Raw genomic sequence first — 18,447 nt, forward strand, 5'->3', positions numbered from 1 at the left:
CGTGGCCACCACTCAGGCAGTCTCACCGCGCCGCTCAGCGCGCAACAACGCCAAGGATCCCGGTCACGTCGGCTTCGACTGGCGCCAGCCGTTCGTGTACGTGGTCGCGCTGAGCGCGATCCTCGTCTCGGTGATCCCCGTGCTGTACGTGTGGATCAGCGGCTTCCGCACCAGTGCCGACCTGAACGCCGACCCGGCGGGCTGGCCGAACCCCTGGTCGATCGCGAACTACGTGACGGTGCTCTCGAGCACCCGCTTCTGGGGTTCGCTGTTCTCGTCCACCTTCGTCGCCCTGCTCACGACGCTCGGCGTGGTGGTCATCGGGATCGCGGCGGCGTTCGTGCTCGCGCGCTACGAGTTCCGCGGGCGCCAGTGGCTGTACACCTTCTTCACCGCGGGACTGCTGTTCCCGGTGACGGTCGCCGCCCTGCCGCTGACCATCCTGCTGCGCGACATCGGCCTGCACGGCACCTTCGCGGGCCTCATCATCCCGCAGATCGCCTTCGCCCTGCCGACGACGATCATCATCCTGGTGCCGTTCCTGCGGGCGATCCCGAAGGAGCTCGAGGAGGCGGCCGCGCTCGACGGGACCAGCCGCATCGGCTTCTTCTGGCGCATCGTCATGCCGCTGTCGGTTCCGGGCCTCGTGACCGTGGGCGTGCTCGCGTTCATCGGAAGCTGGAACAGCTACCTGCTGCCCCTGCTGCTGCTCACCACGGGGGGCATCCCGCAGGAGCTGTGGACCCTGCCGCTCGGCGTCCAGCAGTTCTCGACGCAGTACTCGCAGGACACGGGCGCGGTCCTCGCATACACCTCCCTCGCCATGCTCCCCGCTCTGATCTTCTTCCTCGGAGCCGAGCGTCGCATCGTGGGTGGCCTCACCGGCGCTGTGAAGGGCTGATACCGCATGTCGACTGATGTCGGTGTCGTTCCGGTCTGGCGCGACACCTCGAAGTCCCCTGACGTCCGCGTCGAGGCGCTCATCTCGGAGATGACGCTCGAAGAGAAGCTCGCGCAGCTCTTCGGCATCTGGGTGGGTGCGTCGGCCGACGGCGGCGAGGTCGCACCCCACCAGAACGACATGATCGACGACGTCGACATCGACTCGCTGCTGCCGGAAGGTCTGGGTCAACTGACCCGGCCCTTCGGCACGGCACCCGTCGACCCCGCCCTGGGTGCGCTCTCGCTGCAGCGCACCCAGGAGCGGATCGTCGCCTCCAACCGCTTCGGCATCCCCGCGCTCGCGCACGAGGAGTGCCTCGCCGGCTTCGCCACCTGGGGAGCGACCGCCTACCCGGTGCCGCTGTCATGGGGTGCGAGCTTCGACCCCGACCTCGTCCGCGAGGTCGCCCGGCGGATCGGCTCCGACATGCGCTCGGTCGGCGTGCACCAGGGCCTCGCCCCCGTGCTCGACGTCGTTCGCGACGCCCGCTGGGGCCGCGTGGAGGAGACCATCGGCGAGGATCCGTACCTCGTCGGCACGGTCGCGACCGCCTATGTGCAGGGCCTCGAGCAGGCCGGCATCGTCGCGACGCTCAAGCACTTCGTGGGCTACTCCGCCTCGAAGGCGGGGCGCAACCTCGCCCCCGTCTCGGTGGGCCCGCGCGAACTCGCGGACGTGCTGCTCCCCCCGTTCGAGATGGCGATCCGCGAGAGCGGCGTGCGTTCCGTCATGAACGCCTACACCGACATCGACGGCATCCCGACGGCGGCCGACACGAGCCTGCTGACCGGCCTGCTGCGCGACACCTGGGGCTTCGACGGCACCGTCGTGGCCGACTACTTCGCGGTCGGCTTCCTCGCGGCGCTCCACGGCGTCGCCGCGGACGGCGACTGGGGCACCGCGGCATCCATCGCGCTCACCGCCGGCATCGACGTCGAACTGCCCACCGTGCGCGGCTACGGCGCCCCGCTCGCCGCGGAGGTGCGCGCCGGACGCCTCGACGAGGCGATCGTGGACCGCGCCCTGCGCCGCGTGCTGCTGCAGAAGCTCGACCTCGGCCTGCTCGACGAGGACTGGTCGCCCGTCCCCGCGGCGCTGGCCGCCGCCGGCGACGCGACACCCGACGGCGTGCGCGGATCCGTCGACCTCGACTCGGCCGCCAACCGTGCGCTCGCCGCGCGGCTGGCCGAGCGTGCGATCGTGCTACTGCGCAACGACGGCGTCCTGCCGCTGGCCTCACCTGCGCGGATCGCCGTGGTCGGCCCGACGGCGGACGATCCCTACGCGGTGCTCGGCTGCTACTCCTTCCCGAGCCACGTGGGCGTGCAGCACCCCGAGGTGCCGATCGGCCTGCACCTGCCGACGCTGCTCGAGTCGCTCCGCGAGGAGTTCCCCTCCAGCGACCTCGTCTACGTGCGGGGCACCACGATCGACGGCGGCGAGACCGCGGAGATCCCGGCGGCGGTCGCCGCGGCACGCGATGCCGACGTCGTCATCGTCGCGCTCGGCGACCGCGCCGGCCTGTTCGGCCGCGGCACGAGCGGGGAGGGGTGCGACGCCGAGTCGCTCGCCCTGCCGGGGGCTCAGCAGCAACTCCTGGATGCCGTGCTCACGAGCGGCACGCCGACGGTCGTCACGCTGCTCGCGGGACGCCCCTACGCGCTGGGCGGCGCGCCCGAGACGGCGAACGCCATCCTCGAGGCCTTCTTCCTCGGCGAAGAGGGCACGCCGACGATCGCCGGGGCGCTCAGCGGACGCGTGAACCCGGCGGGTCGCCTGCCGGTGAGCGTCCCCGCGACCTCGGGGGCCCAGCCCTCCAGCTACCTCGCGGCGCCCCTTGCCCGCAAGAGCGGGGTCTCGAACATCGACCCGACCCCGGCCTACCCCTTCGGGCACGGCCTGTCGTACACGGACTTCACGTGGAGCGACCTCGGGGTCTCGGGCAAGCTGTTCTCGCAGACGGTGGACGTGCGCGTCAAGGTGGCGAACACGGGCGACCGCGCGGGATCCGACGTCGTGCAGCTGTACCTGCACGACCCGGTCGCCTCCGTGGTGCGGCCCGTGCAGCGGCTCATCTCCTACGCCCGCGTCGACCTCGCCGCCGGCGAGGAGGCGACCGTCTCGTTCCGGGTTCCCGCCGAGCTCGCCTCGTTCACGGGCGTCGAAGGTCGTCGCATCGTCGAACCGGGCACCCTCGTGTTCGGTGTCGCGCGCTCCGCGGGCGACCTCGTCTTCGAGCACACGGTCGAGCTGACCGGCGCGACCCGCGTCGTCGACCACACCCGCCCGCTGCACGCCGAGGTCTCGATCGAGGTCGGCTGAGATGGTCGACGAGCGCGCCGCGCAGCGGCACGCCTCTCGGGACCATCGGATCGCGCATCGCGTCGGCGAGCTGACCGCCCAGCTCGTCGACGCGAGCGGCGCCCCCCTCGCCGACCGCGAGGTCGAGGTCACGCAGACCCGGCACGCCTTCGGCTTCGGCAGCACCGGCTTCGAGCTCATCCCGCACGCCAATGGCGAGGAGGACGCCTCCGCTCTCGCCGAGGACTGGCTGGGGGTCTTCGACACGGCGACCCTCCCCTTCTATCGGGGCGACTTCGAGCCGGAGCGCGGGGTCACGCGCACCGCGACCATCCGCGCCGCCGCGCACTGGTTCGCCGATCGCGGCGTGCGACTGAAAGGGCACCCGCTCGTCTGGCACACCGTGAAGTCGCGCTGGATGGACGAGCTGCCGCTCGACGAGGTGAAAGACCTCGTGCAGTCGCGCATCCGCCGCGAGATCGACGACTTCCGGGGCCTCATCGGCTCCTGGGACGTCGTCAACGAGGCCGTCATCATGCCGGTGTTCGAGAACGAGCCCGACGGCGTGCCCAACGCGATCTCGCGGCTGGCCCGGGAGCGCGGCCGCATCCCCCTCATCCGCGACGCGTTCGCCGAGGCGCGAGCCGCCGACCCCGACGCCGTGCTGCTCATCAACGACTTCGACCTCTCGAGCGCCTACGAATGCCTCATCGAGGGACTGCTCGAGGCCGGTGTGACGATCGACGCGATCGGTCTGCAGACCCACATGCACCAGGGGTACTGGGGCGAGGAGACCATGCTCGCCATGGTCGACCGCTTCGCGCGCTACGGGCTGCCGCTGCACCTCACCGAGAACACCCTGCTCTCGGGGGAGCTCATGCCGGCCGACATCGTCGACCTCAACGATTACCAGCCCGAATCCTGGCCTTCGACGCCCGAGGGAGAGGCACGGCAGGCCGACGAGCTGGTGCGGCACTACCGTTCGCTCGTCGAGCACCCCAGCGTGCAGTCGATCACCTACTGGGGCATCACCGACAAGGGTGCCTGGCTGGGCGCCCCTGGCGGGCTGCTGCGGGCCGACGGATCGCGGAAGCCCGCATACGACGCCCTCCGGCAGCTCGTGCGAGGCGAGTGGTGGCTCTCCCCCACGCGCATGCGCACCGACCACGACGGACGGGTGCGCGTCTCGGGCTTCCTCGGCGACTACCGGGTGACCGCGGGTGCGGCATCCGCGGCGTTCATGATCGGGCGCGCAGGTTCGGACGCGCTGCTCGCGCCGCTCGTCGTCGCATAGCCCCCGGATCTCGATACACCGCCTGTGGCGGCACTCGATCAGCGGGGTCCTTTGCCTGCGGCACTCCCCCGCTGATCGAGTGCCGCGGCGCAGCCGCGGTGTATCGAGATCAGCCGACCGCACACTCCCCGCAGGCGCGCGAAAGCCCGCCCGGACCGCGCCGACGGGTCCGGGCGGGCGGGTCCCTCCGTCAGTGACGGAGGGCCGCTCCGCGACGTCGGGCCCGCGCCGAGAACACCAGCCCCGCGAAGAGCAGGAGCAGTGCCACCGACAGCGGCGTCGTGATGTCCGCACCGGTGGCGGCGATCGTGGCCGCGATCACCGTGAACGGCGAGCTCGCGAGCACGTTGCTTCCCACCACCGCGGCCAGACGGTACGTACCAGGTGCCGTTCCGGCCGGCACGGTGACGCTGCCGGAGGCGTTCCCCGCGGCATTCGCCGTGAGGGTTCCGACGACCGTGCTCGCCGCCGCCGCCCCGCGAGCAGTGGCCGCGAATCCGCCGGCGCCACCGCCGAAGGCGGCCGCCGGGGTGTCGAGCACGATGCTCACGGTCTGCCCGGGAACGAGGCCGCTGAGGCCGACGTCGACCGTGCCGCCGGGCGCTGCGCTCGTGCTGCCGAGGGTCACGACGGGCGCCGGTGCGTCGGCCGCGGAGGCGTCCACGAGCTCGCCCACACCCCAGCGCGCGGTCGACTGGTATCCGACACCGGTCGGGTCGGCCCAGTTGGTGATGCCCGTGCGGACTCCGGCGGTGGCGTCGTTGACCTGGAAGTCGAGGCCGTGGATGGTGCCGAGACCGCCGGTCTCCAGCAGGCTCACCGACGCCTCCACGAGGTAGCCCCCGTCGATGCGCTTCGTCGAGGACTGCACGCGGTTCGCCTGGTACGCCTCGTCACCGGTGCCGAAGGACTGGCGGTTGGCGGCCGAGATGCGGATCTGGCTGTCGTCGTAGCGGTACGAACCGTTCTTGACGTTGCCCGCGTCCACGAAGATCTCCACCGAGTCCTGCACCCACGGGTCGGACGCCGAGACGTCGACCGTCGGGTCGGCGACCGTGGCGAGCACGTAGAGGGTGTTGCCCTTCCACAGGGTGCGCACGGTCGCGACGGCGCCCGTTCCCTGCACCTGCTTGCTCGTGGTGACGACGTTGGCCGTGTTCCACACCGCCTCCACCCAGCCATCGATCTCGGGAGCGGTCTCGGTGCCGACGACCTCGAGGAACGACACGGGCTCGACGAGCGTGAGCGTGCCGGTCGCGCCGTCCGCGTTCCAGCCGGAGCTCACCCCGTCGTCGATCACGCGGATGTCGAACTGCAGATCGTTGTCGCCCACCTGCGCGCCGTCCAGCGGCAGCTCGACGATCGCGCGATAACCCGTGCCGGTCGAGACGACGGCGCCTGTCGCGGTGCCGGTGCCATCGCGGCCCAGGGTCACGGTCGTGCCGCCGAGCTCGACCTCGATGCCGTCCGCACCGGTGGTGGCGTCCGCCACCTCTGCATAGACCGTGAGGTGGTCGGGCTCCCAGCGCAGCTGGAAGGCGGCGTTCGCCGAGATGGTGCGCAGCGGAAGGTGGCTCCACTCCTCCGAGGCGGCACCGGCGGTCGTAGCGGGCACGTCGGCCTGGAACACGTCCGCGGTGCGCAGCGGCGCGGGCAGCGGGTCCTCATCCGACTCCCCCGCGACGATGCCGTAGTAGGCCGGCTTCGCCTGCAGCGCGTCGTTGAACACGAGCGGCGCACCCGAGCTGTTGCGCCAGCTGCGGCCGTCGTTGAGGCCCCACACCGTGACCGAGAAGAGGTCGTCGGCGTGCGCGCGGAAGATCCCGAAGGCGTCCTGGAAGTAGTAGCCCTGGTCGACGAGCTTTGCCTGCGACACGGGGGTTCCGGTCGTGACGTCGAGCTCGGTGACCGCCTGCACGACGGGGAGGTCGTCGAAGGCCGTGAGCGCCTGCCCGAGCGCGGCGACCGGGGTCGACAGCGCCACGTGGAACTGGTGGCCCACGCCGTCCACAGGGACGTCGTCGGCGAGGAGCCGCTCCACGAGGTCGTGGTAGCGCTGCTGCTTGCCGGACTGCTCGGTGTTGTAGTCGTTGATGAACAGCGTCACCGGGTGCGACGCCGAGGGGTCGGCGTAGACGTCGTTGAAGGCCTCGTTCGCGTACTCGAAGGCGAGCGCGATGTAGCTCTCGCCGAGCACGTTGTACCAGGGGCTGCGACGCAGTCCGTCGGCGAACTCCGTGGAGTCGGCGACGACCTCGTTGACGACGTCGAACGCGTACACCGGGTTGTCGGCGCTTCCGAAGAGGCCGTAGTTGTCGGAGAGGTACTCGGCCACGTTGAAGATGTGGTCGTGCAGCCGTTCGCGCAGGATCTCCTGATCGCCCGGGCTCGAGGTGAGCGGCGCACCCGACGCGTTCTGGAAGAACCAGGCCGGCGTCTGGCTGTGCCAGGCGAGCACGTGACCGTACACCTTGAGGTCGTTGTCCCGGGCGAACTCGATGAGGCTGTCGATGTCGGCGTTCGGCGCGAACTCCTTGCTCGCGTTGTACCAGCCCTCCGGCTTCATGGCGTTCTCGGCCGTGATCTGGTCGAAGTGCTTGAGGGTGAGCTGCTTGGCGGCGCCGGCCGTCTCGCGCGTGTCGATCGCCACACCCACCGGGAAGCTCGTGGTGTCCTTGATCGGCGTCAGGTCTTCGATGGCGACCGGGGCCGACGCCGAGAACTCGATGTCGTCGAGGTAGAGCGTCGTGCGGTTGCCGGGGTCGGTGTCGCTGATCCACCGGGTCTGGAAATAGACGCTCGCGGTCTCGAACGCCGGCGCCTGGAAGCTGCCGGTGAGGTGGGTCCAGCCGGTGGCGTTCGGCACCTGCTCGAAGTCGACGAGGGTCGGGTAGCTCGTGCCGTTGACGGCCGCGCTCAGCCAGATCCGGTCGACGGGGGTGCCCGCGAACTTGGCCCAGGCGCTCACGTTGTAGATGGTGCCGGGGATCAGGATGCCGTTGATCGTGTGCTGGATGCCGGAGCCCTGCGACTTGCGGTTCGAGATCTCGGCCGACTGCGCGCCGCCGTGGAACTCCGCGGTGGAGATGCCCACGGTCGGGTCGCCGTTGCCGTCGGCGCGGAGCGTCCAGGTGCCGAGGCCGCTCTCGAAGTCCTCGTTGAGCGCCTCGGGGGTGCCGGTCTCGACCGGCTCGGGGCTGCCGCCATCGCTCGGGGGTCCGGTGATGATCACGTCGTCGATCAGGTAGGTGAAGTTGCCCGCCCCGTCGGCACCGCTGCCGATGTAGACGTTCATGCCGGCCGCGGCCGCGTCAGCAGCGACGGCGAAGGTGCCGGCGACCTCGGTCCACGCACCGGCCGAGACGGCGGTGTTGCTGCCGTCGACCCACGCGAACCCGGGCTTGATCACGAATCGGAGGTTCTGCGACCCCGGAGTGCCATCCGCCAACCGCGCCTTCAGGCTGAAGTGGTACGTCTTACCCGCCTCGAACAGACCCGTCGGGCTCTCGATGCCGGCAAAGCTGTCGATGCGGTCCGCGACCTGAAGCACCTTGCTCCCGCCGTAGCTGATCACCGTCGCACCCGACATCTTGTCGCTACCGCTCACCACCCACGGCGCGAAGCTGTCGTCCTCGAAGTCCAACGACGACACCACCGACGGAACCGGGGGTGCGCTCGGGGGTCCGGTGATGATCACGTCGTCGATCAGGTAGGTGAAGTTGCCCGCCCCGTCGGCACCGCTGCCGATGTAGACGTTCATGCCCGCCGCGGCCGCGTCAGCAGCGACGGCGAAGGTGCCGGCGACCTCGGTCCACGCACCGGCCGAGACGGCGGTGTTGCTGCCGTCGACCCACGCGAACCCGGGCTTGATCACGAATCGGAGGTTCTGCGACCCCGGAGTGCCATCCGCCAACCGCGCCTTCAGGCTGAAGTGGTACGTCTTACCCGCCTCGAACAGACCCGTCGGGCTCTCGATACCGGCAAAGCTGTCGATGCGATCCGCGACCTGAAGCACCTTGCTCCCGCCGTAGCTGATCACCGTCGCACCCGACATCTTGTCGCTGCCGCTCACCACCCACGGCGCGAAGCTGTCGTCCTCGAAGTCCAACGACGACACCACCGACGGAACCGGGGCAGCGGACGCGGTGACGGCAACGCTCGCCAAGCCCGTGGTCGCGAGTGCCAGGGCGGTGAATGATGCTACGAAAGTTTTCGTACGACGGGACGTCGACACGGGCGCTCCTTTGCGCGAGTGGGGACAGGGGTGCGCCCACGGTAAGGAGCAGAGCACTCGGGAGACAAGCTTTTGTTGCCATCCGCAACTTAAAGTTACCGATTCGTTACCGAAACTTCTCCGAAAGTATCGCCGACTGCCACGCGGCGACGACGCTCAGGAGGCGATCGCCGCAGTGCTCTCGCGGACCACGAGATTCGTTGCGAGATCCATCCGGGGCACCGACTCCAGGGGAGCCGCGCTCATCCGGATCACGAGGCCCGTCGCCTCCTCCGCCATGCGGCGCAGCGGCTGGCGGATGGTGGTCAGCCGCGGGCTCACCCACTTCGCGAGCGGGATGTCGTCGTAGCCGACGAGCGAGAGATCCTCCGGCACCCGCAAGCCGAGCTCGCGCACCGCCTCGAGCACGCCGAGCGCCTGCAGGTCGCTGCCCGCGAAGATCGCCGTCGGCCGCTCCTCCTCGGTGAGCAGGGCGCGGCCATGCTGGTAGCCGCCCGAGGTGTGGAAGTTGCCGAAGCGGATCCAGTCCGGGCGGATCGACAGCCCGGCGGAGCTCATGGCCGAGCGGAAACCGTCGATGCGGGCGTGGGAGCACATCATGTCGTCGGGACCGGTGATCGCCGCGATGCGCGTGTGCCCCAGCTCGATGAGGTGACGGGTGGCCATGAGGCCGCCCGACCAGTTCGCCGACCCCACCGAGGGGACCTCGGGCGAGGGGTCGCCCGCCGGGTCGATGATGACGAAGGGGATCGCGCGCGAGCGCAGCATCTCGCGGTACTCGGTGGGCAGATCCGAGAACACCAGCACCACGCCCACCGGACGACGGCGCAGCACGCCCTCCATCCAGTCGGGGTCAGGCGCGTGACGGCTGCCGCTCTCCGTGAGCACGACGCTCATGCCGTGCTCGGCCGCGATGTTCTCGACGCCGCGGATGATCTCCATCGACCACGCCGCCTCGAGTTCGTGGAAGACCAGCTCGATGAGGCCGGAGCTCAGCTGGGTGCCCTTGCGCCGCAGGTAGCCGTGCTCGGCGAGCAGGGACTCGACGCGCGTGCGGGTCCCCTGCGAGACGTCGGGCCGGCCGTTGAGCACCTTCGAGATTGTGGAGAGCGAGACGCCCGCCTCCTCGGCGACGCGCGCCAGCGTCACTCGTTGCGTCGCCGTGCGCGCCATTGTTCCTCCCGGGCCAGACACCTGCTGGAGCGACGGTACCCCGAAACTATCGGGATAGCGAACTCAACTCGCGAGTAGCCCGAACGGGGTCGCCTGGCGCACGCGAATGCGATATGTTGATACCCGCAACATTTTGCGATTCAACGTCGAACCAGGAGCACGTCTCATGCCCACCCCCACTCGCGCCGACAAGTTCAGCTTCGGACTCTGGACCGTCGGCTACAACGGTGCCGACCCCTTCGGCGGACCGACCCGCAAGCCCCTCGACGTGGTGCACGTCGTCGAGAAGCTCGCCGAGATCGGCGCCTACGGCCTCACCTTCCACGACGACGACCTGTTCGCCTTCGGATCGACCGACGCCGAGCGTCAGACCCAGATCGACCGCCTCAAGGGCGCCCTCGCCGACACCGGCCTGATCATCCCGATGGCGACCACCAACCTCTTCAGCGCCCCCGTCTTCAAGGACGGCGGCCTCACCTCGAACGACCGCTCCGTGCGTCGCTTCGCGCTCCGCAAGATCCTGCGCAACCTCGACCTCGCGGTCGAGCTCGGCGCCAAGACCTACGTCGCCTGGGGCGGCCGCGAGGGCGCCGAGTACGACTCGGCCAAGGACATCCGCGTCGCCCTCGAGCGCTACAAGGAGGCCTTCGACTTCCTCGGTCAGTACGTGATCGACAAGGGCTACGACATCCGCTTCGCGATCGAGCCGAAGCCGAACGAGCCCCGCGGCGACATCCTGCTGCCGACCGTCGGACACGCGCTCGCCTTCATCAACGAGCTCGAGCACCCGGAGCTCGTCGGCCTCAACCCCGAGGTCGGCCACGAGCAGATGGCGGGCCTGAACTTCCAGGCCGGCATCGCCCAGGCGCTGTGGCACGGCAAGCTCTACCACATCGACCTCAACGGCCAGCGCGGCATCAAGTACGACCAGGACCTCGTGTTCGGCCACGGCGACCTGCACAACGCCTTCGCCCTCGTCGACCTGCTCGAGAACGGCGGCCCGAACGGCGGCCCGGCCTACGACGGCCCGCGTCACTTCGACTACAAGCCCTCGCGCACCGAGGACGAGAACGGTGTCTGGGAGTCGGCCAAGGCCAACATCCAGACGTACCTGCTGCTCAAGGAGCGCGCCGCGGCCTTCCGCGCCGACCCCGAGGTGCAGGCGGCGCTCGAAGCCGCCAAGGTCAACGAGCTCAAGCAGCCGACCCTCAACCCGGGTGAGACCGTCGCCGACCTCGTCGCCGACCGCTCGGCCTTCGAGGACTTCGACGCCGAGTCGTACCTGAACGGCAAGGGCTTCGGCTTCGTCAAGCTGCAGCAGCTGGCCACCGAGCACCTGCTCGGCGCCCGCTGATCCCTCTCCACCCATCCCGCGAGATGTCACCTGTTGCACTTCCGAGCCCGGAAATCTGCAACAAGTGACATCTCGCGAGAGGAAGGTTGTGTTGTGACGCTCGTCGCGGGAGTCGATTCGTCGACCCAGAGTTGCAAGGTCGTCGTGCGCGACGCCGAGACCGGTGAGGTGGTGCGCACCGGGCGTGCCACGCACCCGGCAGGCACCGAGGTGCCCCCCGCCGCGTGGTGGGACGCGCTGCTCGCCGCCATCGCGGATGCCGGCGGACTCGACGACGTCGCCGCCATCTCGATCGGCGGCCAGCAGCACGGCATGGTCGTACTGGATGCCGACGGTCGCGTCATCCGCGACGCCCTGCTCTGGAACGACACCCGCTCGGCGCAGGCCGCGCGCGAGCTCATCGCCGAGTTCGGCGCCGCCGAGCTCGCCCGTCGCACCGGCAGTGTGCCCGTCGCGTCATTCACGGCCACCAAGCTGCGCTGGCTGCGCGACGCCGAGCCGGAGAACGCGGCCCGCGTCGCCGCGGTCGCGCTCCCCCACGACTGGTTGAGCTGGCGCCTGCGCGGCTACGGCCCCGCCGACGAGAGCCCGCTCGGCCCCGACCTCGAGGCCCTCGCGACCGACCGCTCCGACGCATCCGGCACCAGCTACTGGAGCCCCGCGACCGGCGACTACGACCGCGAACTGCTCATCGCCTCCCTCGGCCACGACGCGGTGCTCCCCCGCGTCGCCGGCCCCGCGGAGTCCATCGGCGCGACGGTCGCGCTTCCCGGAATCCCGGCCGGCCTCGTGGTGGGTGCCGGTGCGGGTGACAATGCGGCGGCGGCGCTCGGCCTGGGCGCACAGGCCGGCGACGTCGTCGTGTCGATCGGCACGAGCGGCACCGTGTTCGCGGTGACCGACACCGCGACCGCCGACGAGACCGGCACGGTCGCCGGCTTCGCGGACGCCTCGGGCGTCTACCTGCCGCTCGTCGCGACCCTCAACGCCGCCCGCGTGCTCGACAAGATCGCCTCGCTGCTGGGCGTCGACCACGACGGTCTCGGGCAGCTCGCACTCGCCGCGGAGCCGGGATCTGGAGGCCTCGTGCTGCAGCCCTACTTCGAGGGCGAGCGCACCCCGAACCTGCCCGACGCCACGGCGACCCTCTTCGGCCTCACCCTCGCCGCGACCACGCGCGAGAACCTCGCGCGCGCGGCCATCGAGGGGATGCTGTGCGGACTCGCCGACGGCCTGGATGCCGTGCGCCGCCTCGGCGTGACCGCCTCGCGCATCCTGCTGGTGGGTGGCGCGGCCGCCAACCCCGCGGTGTCGCAGATCGCGGCCGAAGTGTTCGACGCACCCGTCGAGGTGCCGGAACCGGGCGAGTACGTGGCCTTCGGCGCCACCGTGCAGGCCGCGTGGGCGCTCACGGGCGCCCGGCCGAGCTGGTCGGTCGCGACCCTCGCGCGCCCGGATGCCGCCCCCGTGCCGCTCATCCGCGAGCAGTACGCGGCGCGCGCCGCCGTGGCATCCTGAGGTCGTGACCCGGGCGGTTCTCTTCGCGGGCGGCGGCGACTACCGCGACCCCTGGCATCCGTTCGCCGAGTCGGCGGAGCGGCTCGCCGAGGCACTTGCGAGCGAGGACCTCCCGCTCACGACCGTCGACACGGTCGACGCACTGGCCGCGAGGCTGCCGGATGCCGGGCTGCTCGTGCTGCAGGCCGGGAGCGGCGACGAAGCGAACCCCCGCGACGACGAGCTGCTCGCGCTCGTCCGCGCGCACCTCGAGCGCGGCCGGCCCCTGCTCGCGCTTCATGCCAGCGGTGGCATGCTGCCCGAGCACGCGGCGTGGCAGACGCTGCTCGGCGGGCGCTGGGTGCGGGACGTCAGCTGGCATCCCGAGCATGGCGAAGCCGAGGTGCTGGTCGCCGACCACCCGATCACGGCCGGCCTCGGCGACTTCACGGTGCTCGACGAGCGCTACACCGACCTCGCCCTGCAGCCGGGGATCGCGGTGCTCGCCGAGCACGAAGAAGCCGGCGCACGGCATCCGCTCGCCTGGGCGCACCGGGTGGACGCGGCTCGGGTGGTCTACGACGCGCTCGGCCACGACGCCCGCTCGTACGACAGCGCGGAGCGTGTCGCGCTGCTGCGACGCGAGCTCGCGTGGCTGCTGGACGAGACCTGAGACGACGTGCCAGCTGGTGCGGTTTCGGCCGGATGGCACCCGCGAAACCGCGCCATCGAGCCGAAACCGCGCCAGGGATCAGGGGAGGGTCGCGTAGGCCCGCACCGGGAAGGTGCCGAAGCCCTCGACCGGCGGCGGGGCCGCCGTGAAGCGCGCCCCGGACGGCGGCAGCGCGCCGAGGTTGGTGAGGTGCTCCACCACGTGGATGCCGGCCCCCAGCAGCCCGCTGTGGGCGGGGCGCTCACCATGCGGCACCACGTCGTCGATGTTGAGCGAGTCGATGCCGACGAGCGCAGCGCCCTGCTCCACGAGGTAGCTCACCCCCTCCGCCGTGAGGAACGGCGCATCCACGCCGTACTCGGGGGTGCCGAACAGACGATCCCACCCGGTGTGCAGCAGCACCGCCTTGCCGCGGACCTCCCGGTCGAAGAGCACCTCGGCGGGGATGCCGCGCGTGGTCAGGTCCGTCAGGTGGAACACCTCGGCGGGCAGGTCGACGAGGCTCGCGAGCTCGAGGCCGGCGAGGTCGGGCCCGCCCGCGTAGCGGTGCCACGGGCTGTCGAGGTAGGTGCCGGTGTTGCCGATCATCGTGATGATGTCCATCGCGAACTCGGTGCCCTCGGCGTAGTGCCCGCGCGAGTCCTCGCGGGTGAGGTGCGGGGTGATGACGGGTGCCGGCAGTCCGGGGTAGGTCACCAGCCCCTCGCGGATCACGTGGCTGAGGTCGACCACGCGGCGCCCGGGTGCCGGGGCCGCCGTCTCGACGCCGCGCGTTCCGCGATGCCGCTCCTCCACGATCTCGAGGCCGGTGATCTCGACCGAGCCGACGAGCGCGAGGCCGAGGTGCTGCACGAACAGCCGCCCCACGTCCCTCGCGTCGACCTCGGGATGCGGCAGGTCGATCCGGAAGCCCTCGGCGCTCAGCCCGCCGCCGTTCGCGAACGCGACTCTCGCGTCGAAATGGGCACGGTACTGCGGTTCAACTGCGGACACGGATCCTCCGGATGACGGTCACCGCGATGGCGGCGAGGGCGATGAGGGCGGGGACGAGCAGATGCGACCAGGCGAGCGCGAGCAGTGCCAGGGTCAGCACGACCGAGACCACCGCCATCCACCAGCCGACGCTGAATCGGGTGAGCAGCCGCACGGCCGCGACCATGCCGATCGCGTAGACCGCCACCATCGAGCTCGTGTGGATGAGGATGAAGGTCTGCAGGTCGAGACCGAACCCGAAGAACACCGCGGAGTAGCCGAGCGTGATCGCCGCGACGAGCACGAGCGCGCGGCGCGGCACAGCGCCCCCCTCGGCGCCTTTCGCGAGCCAGCGCGGGAGGTGTCCGTCACGCCCGAGGGACGCGGCGAGGTTGGCGAACGCGGGGATGTAGGCGTTGAGCACCCCCAGCACGACGAGGGTCGCGATGCCGCCGATGACGGCGGGGCCGAGCCCGGGCAGGTTGACCGCGACGAGGTCGATGAGCGGCACGGCGCTGCTCGAGCCGCCCGCGCCGAGCACGCCGACGGTGACGAACTGCAGGGCGAGGTAGGCGGCCCCGACGACGGTGAGCGCGATGACGGTGGCCCACAGGATGGTGCGGCGCGGGTTGCGGAACTCGTGCGCGATGTGCACGATCGCCTCGCCGCCCGCGAACGCCCACACGAAGAGGCTCACCGCGAGGGCGACGCCCGCCCAGCCGTGGGGCAGGAACGGGGTGAAGTTGGCGGGCTGGACGGCGGGCGCGGCCGTGGCGATGACGCCGACCACGAGTGCGACCAGCAGCGCCGAGAGGCCGAGCTGTACGGCACCCGAGACCTTGAGGCCGAGCAGCCCGAGCGCGAGGGCGACCACGAGGAAGCCGATGCCGATCACGGCGACCCAGCCGCGTCCGATGCCGAGGGTGGCCGTGAGGTATTCGCCGCCGAGCGCCGCCACGACGGGGGCGCCGAAGCCGACGCCGAAGAGGAACCAGTATCCGGTGGCGCGTGCGGCGGTCTCGCCGAGTGCGAGGCGCGCGAAGGTGGCGACGCCGCCGCCGTCCGGGTAGCGTCCGGCGAGCGCCGCGAAGGTTCCGGCGAGCGGGATCGACAGCACGAGCACGATCGCGACGGCGAGGATCGAGGCGGGTCCCGCCGCCTCGACCCCGAGCCCGGGGAGCACGAGGATGCCGGTGCCGAGCACCGCGGCGATGTACAGGGCGGATGCGGTCGGCAGCCCCACGCGCCCTGTGCCGGCCGAGGGCGGCGCGGCGGCGGGGTGCGTCGTGGTGCTGCTCATGTCATCCATCGTGTCGTGGCGCGAACGCGCCTTCCAGCGATTTTCCGCCATCGCTCCATCCCTTTGTGCCGATCTGGCGCGGCGGGAGCCCTCGACTCAGACGCGGGCGAGGGTGTCGAGCACGTCGGCGATCAGGTCGTCGGCGCCCTCGAGCCCCACCGACAGCCGCACGACGGCCGGCGACACCTCGAGCGCGGTGCCGCGCACCGAGGCGTGCGTCATCTCGGAGGGGTAGCACACGAGCGACTCGATGCCGCCGAGCGACTCCGCGAGCTGGAACAGCTGCGTCGACTCCGCGAACCCCCGAGCCGACGCCTCGTCGTGCAGCTCGATCGAGAGCATGCCGCCGAAGGAGCGCATCTGCCGCGCGGCGAGCTCGTGCCCGGGATGCTCCGGCAGGCCCGGGTAGTAGACCCGCGCGAGCTTCGGGTGCCCGACGAGCGCCTCGGCGAGCGCCTGCGCGTTCGCGGAGTGCCGATCCATCCGCACGTGCAGCGTCTTGATGCCGCGGGTCGTGAGCCAGGCGTCGAGCGGACCCGACACCGGGCCCACCCCGAACTGCAGGAAGGCCACGCGGTCGGCGAGATCCTCGCCCCGCACCTCGATACCCGAGTTCAGCAGCACCGCGCCGCCCAGCACATCCGAGTGTCCGCCGAGGTACTTGGTGGTCGAGTGCACGACCACGTCGGCGCCGAGCGCGAGCGGCTGCTGCAGGTAGGGGCTCGCGAAGGTGTTGTCGACCACGACGACCGCCCCCGCGGCATGCGCGATCTCGGCGACGGCCGCGATGTCGGTGATCTTCATGAGCGGGTTCGACGGCGTCTCGAGCCAGACCACACGCGTCTCGGGGCGGATCGCCGCGCGCACCGCATCGAGCTCGCCCATCTCGACAGTGCTGAGCCCGACGCCCCAGGGCACATGTACCCAGGTGACGAGCCGGTGGGTGCCGCCGTACACGTCGTTGCCCATGAGCACGTGGTCGCCCGGGGTGAGGATCGCGCGCAGCAGGGTGTCCTCGGCGGCGAGCCCCGAGGCGAAGCTGAACCCGCGGTCGGCCCCCTCCAGCGAGGCGAGCTGCGTCTCGAGCGAGGTGCGGGTGGGGTTGCCGCCGCGGGTGTACTCGTAGCCGCTCCGGAAACCGCCAATGCCGTCCTGCACGAAGGTCGTGGTGAGGTACAGCGGCGGGATGACGGCGCCCGTGGTCGGATCGAACGCCTGGCCGGCGCGGATGGCGCGGGTGGCGAAGTCGAAGTCGTGGGCGGACTGGTCGGGGCTCATGGGGACTCTCTGTGTTCGAAGACGGTGCGGGCCGACTACTCGCTCAGGAAGGCGAGCAGATCGTGCCGGGTGACGACGGCGGCGGGCTTGCCGTCGGCGGTGACGAGCAGCGCATCCGAGGCGGTGAGCGCCTCGCGCGCGGCGGTGATGGAGTCGTTCATGCCGATGAGCGGCAGCGCGGGACGCACGAACTCGGCGAGTGCGTCGGTGAGCTGCGCACGGCCCGAGAACACGGCGTCGATGAGGCTCTTCTCGTCGATCGAGCCCACCACCTCGCCCATCACGACGGGCGGCTCCGCCGACAGCACCGGCATCTGGGAGATGTCGAAGCGGCGCATCTTGTCGATCACGTGGCGCACCGTGTCGCTCGGGTGCACATGCACGAGACCGGCCACCTCGGGCGCCTTGGTGCCCACGAGGTCCGCCACCGACTTCTCCTCCTCGGCGGGCAGGAAGCCGTAAGAGCGCATCCAGCGGTCGTTGAACACCTTGCCGAGGTAGCCGCGTCCGCCGTCGGGCAGCAGGATCACCATGACGTCATCCGGTCCGAGCGCACGGGCGGCCTTCAGGCCGGACGCGACGGCGAGGCCCGAGGATCCGCCGACGAGCAGCCCCTCCTCGCGCGCGAGGCGGCGGGTGTACTCGAACGACTCGGCGTCGGAGGACGCGATGATCTCATCCACGACGGTGGGGTCGTAGGCGGTCGGCCAGAAGTCCTCCCCCACGCCCTCCACGAGGTAGGGCCGCCCGGTGCCGCCCGAGTAGACCGAGCCCTCGGGGTCGGCGCCGATCACGCGGATGGCGGGGTTCTGCTCCTTGAGGAACCTGCCCGCCCCCGAGATGGTGCCGCCGGTGCCGACGCCCGCGACGTAGTGCGTGACCTTGCCGTCGGTGTCGCGCCAGATCTCGGGGCCGGTCGTCTCGTAGTGGCTGAGCGGCCCGTTGGGGTTGGAGTACTGGTCGGGCTTGAACGCGCCCGGGATCTCGCGCGCCAGCCGGTCGCTCACCGAGTAGTAGGAGTCGGGGCTCTCGGGCGCGACCGAGGTGGGGCAGACGACCACCTCGGCACCGTAGGCGCGGAGGGTGTTGATCTTGTCTTCGGAGACCTTGTCGGGGCACACGAACACGCAGCGGTAGCCCCGCTGCTGGGCGACGAGCGCGAGACCGATGCCGGTGTTGCCGGAGGTCGGCTCCACGATGGTGCCGCCCGGCTTCAGCTTGCCCTCGCGCTCCGCCGCGTCGATGATGCGCTGCGCGATGCGGTCCTTGGACGAGCCGCCGGGGTTCACGTACTCGACCTTCACGAGAACGGTCGCCGAGATCCCGTCGGTCACGGAGTGGAGCTTCACGAGCGGGGTGTTGCCCACGAGGTCGAGCACCGTCTCGGCGTACTTCATGCCGTCGAGCCTACCCGCGGCCTCCCGTGTG

12 protein-coding genes are annotated in these 18,447 nt (G+C 70.9%); 6 read left to right on the forward strand and 6 right to left on the reverse strand.

The features are described from left to right. Position 1 precedes the first annotated feature (1 nt). The 3 genes from FLP23_RS01075 to FLP23_RS01085 are packed head-to-tail and all read left to right on the forward strand — an operon-like array spanning position 2 to position 4,538. Positions 2-901, forward strand: a complete 900-nt coding sequence (locus tag FLP23_RS01075) for a carbohydrate ABC transporter permease (RefSeq protein ID WP_425468269.1) — start codon at positions 2-4, stop codon at positions 899-901. A 6-nt stretch (positions 902-907) separates the two neighbouring features. Further along, complete coding sequence (locus FLP23_RS01080; protein WP_149324166.1) at positions 908-3,265, forward strand: beta-xylosidase/alpha-l-arabinosidase; 2,358 nt, start codon at positions 908-910, stop codon at positions 3,263-3,265. Between the two features lies 1 nt (position 3,266). Then, complete coding sequence (locus FLP23_RS01085) at positions 3,267-4,538, forward strand: endo-1,4-beta-xylanase (protein ID WP_149324167.1); 1,272 nt, start codon at positions 3,267-3,269, stop codon at positions 4,536-4,538. A 190-nt stretch (positions 4,539-4,728) separates the two neighbouring features. Here the strand turns inward: FLP23_RS01085 and FLP23_RS01090 are convergent, their stop codons facing one another. Then, positions 4,729-8,703 (reverse strand): endo-1,4-beta-xylanase, encoded by a 3,975-nt coding sequence (locus tag FLP23_RS01090; protein WP_168200340.1) that lies wholly within the window; start codon positions 8,701-8,703, stop codon positions 4,729-4,731. Between the two features lie 225 nt (positions 8,704-8,928). Further along, positions 8,929-9,945 carry a LacI family DNA-binding transcriptional regulator gene (locus FLP23_RS01095; RefSeq protein ID WP_149324169.1) on the reverse strand — a complete coding sequence of 339 codons (1,017 nt, stop codon included), beginning with the start codon at positions 9,943-9,945 and terminating at the stop codon, positions 8,929-8,931. Positions 9,946-10,111: 166 nt separating this feature from the next. Here FLP23_RS01095 and xylA point away from each other — a divergent pair, with 166 nt between their 5' ends. The 3 genes from xylA (at position 10,112) to FLP23_RS01110 (ending at position 13,469) form a co-directional block, all read left to right on the forward strand. Next, positions 10,112-11,299, forward strand: a complete 1,188-nt coding sequence (xylA, locus tag FLP23_RS01100; protein ID WP_149324170.1) for a xylose isomerase — start codon at positions 10,112-10,114, stop codon at positions 11,297-11,299. A gap of 93 nt (positions 11,300-11,392) precedes the next feature. Further along, positions 11,393-12,817: a xylulokinase gene (gene xylB / locus FLP23_RS01105; protein ID WP_149324171.1), complete on the forward strand. Its 1,425-nt coding sequence runs from the start codon at positions 11,393-11,395 to the stop codon at positions 12,815-12,817. 4 nt (positions 12,818-12,821) lie between these two features. After that, entirely contained in the window at positions 12,822-13,469 is a 648-nt protein-coding gene (locus tag FLP23_RS01110; protein WP_168200341.1) for a ThuA domain-containing protein, read from the forward strand. Positions 13,470-13,547: 78 nt separating this feature from the next. Here FLP23_RS01110 and FLP23_RS01115 read toward each other — a convergent pair whose 3' ends face one another. From FLP23_RS01115 to FLP23_RS01130, 4 genes are all read right to left on the reverse strand, one after another. Continuing rightward, positions 13,548-14,462: a cyclase family protein gene (locus FLP23_RS01115; RefSeq protein ID WP_149324173.1), complete on the reverse strand. Its 915-nt coding sequence runs from the start codon at positions 14,460-14,462 to the stop codon at positions 13,548-13,550. Then, positions 14,449-15,741 carry an amino acid permease gene (locus FLP23_RS01120; RefSeq protein ID WP_168200342.1) on the reverse strand — a complete coding sequence of 431 codons (1,293 nt, stop codon included), beginning with the start codon at positions 15,739-15,741 and terminating at the stop codon, positions 14,449-14,451. Before FLP23_RS01120 ends, FLP23_RS01115 begins: the two co-directional genes overlap by 14 nt. 96 nt (positions 15,742-15,837) lie before the next feature. Further along, the gene (locus FLP23_RS01125) at positions 15,838-17,019 is read right to left on the reverse strand and encodes a cystathionine gamma-synthase (protein WP_149324175.1); all 1,182 of its coding nucleotides are present in this window, start codon (positions 17,017-17,019) and stop codon (positions 15,838-15,840) included. A gap of 35 nt (positions 17,020-17,054) precedes the next feature. Then, entirely contained in the window at positions 17,055-18,416 is a 1,362-nt protein-coding gene (locus FLP23_RS01130; protein ID WP_149324176.1) for a cystathionine beta-synthase, read from the reverse strand. Positions 18,417-18,447 lie beyond the last annotated feature (31 nt).

It is taken from the genome of Protaetiibacter larvae (genome assembly GCF_008365275.1).
GTDB classification, from domain to species: domain Bacteria; phylum Actinomycetota; class Actinomycetes; order Actinomycetales; family Microbacteriaceae; genus Homoserinibacter; species Homoserinibacter larvae.

What these genes read in the sequence shown, in the direction of transcription:
- FLP23_RS01080 (WP_149324166.1), top strand. Translation starts at nt 908, where the DNA reads ATGTCGACTGATGTCGGTGTCGTTCCGGTCTGGCGCGACACCTCGAAG.
- FLP23_RS01085 (WP_149324167.1), top strand. Translation starts at nt 3,267, where the DNA reads ATGGTCGACGAGCGCGCCGCGCAGCGGCACGCCTCTCGGGACCATCGG.
- FLP23_RS01095 (WP_149324169.1), bottom strand. Translation starts at nt 9,945, where the DNA reads ATGGCGCGCACGGCGACGCAACGAGTGACGCTGGCGCGCGTCGCCGAG.
- xylA (WP_149324170.1), top strand. Translation starts at nt 10,112, where the DNA reads ATGCCCACCCCCACTCGCGCCGACAAGTTCAGCTTCGGACTCTGGACC.
- FLP23_RS01120 (WP_168200342.1), bottom strand. Translation starts at nt 15,741, where the DNA reads ATGAGCAGCACCACGACGCACCCCGCCGCCGCGCCGCCCTCGGCCGGC.
- FLP23_RS01125 (WP_149324175.1), bottom strand. Translation starts at nt 17,019, where the DNA reads ATGAGCCCCGACCAGTCCGCCCACGACTTCGACTTCGCCACCCGCGCC.
- FLP23_RS01130 (WP_149324176.1), bottom strand. Translation starts at nt 18,416, where the DNA reads ATGAAGTACGCCGAGACGGTGCTCGACCTCGTGGGCAACACCCCGCTC.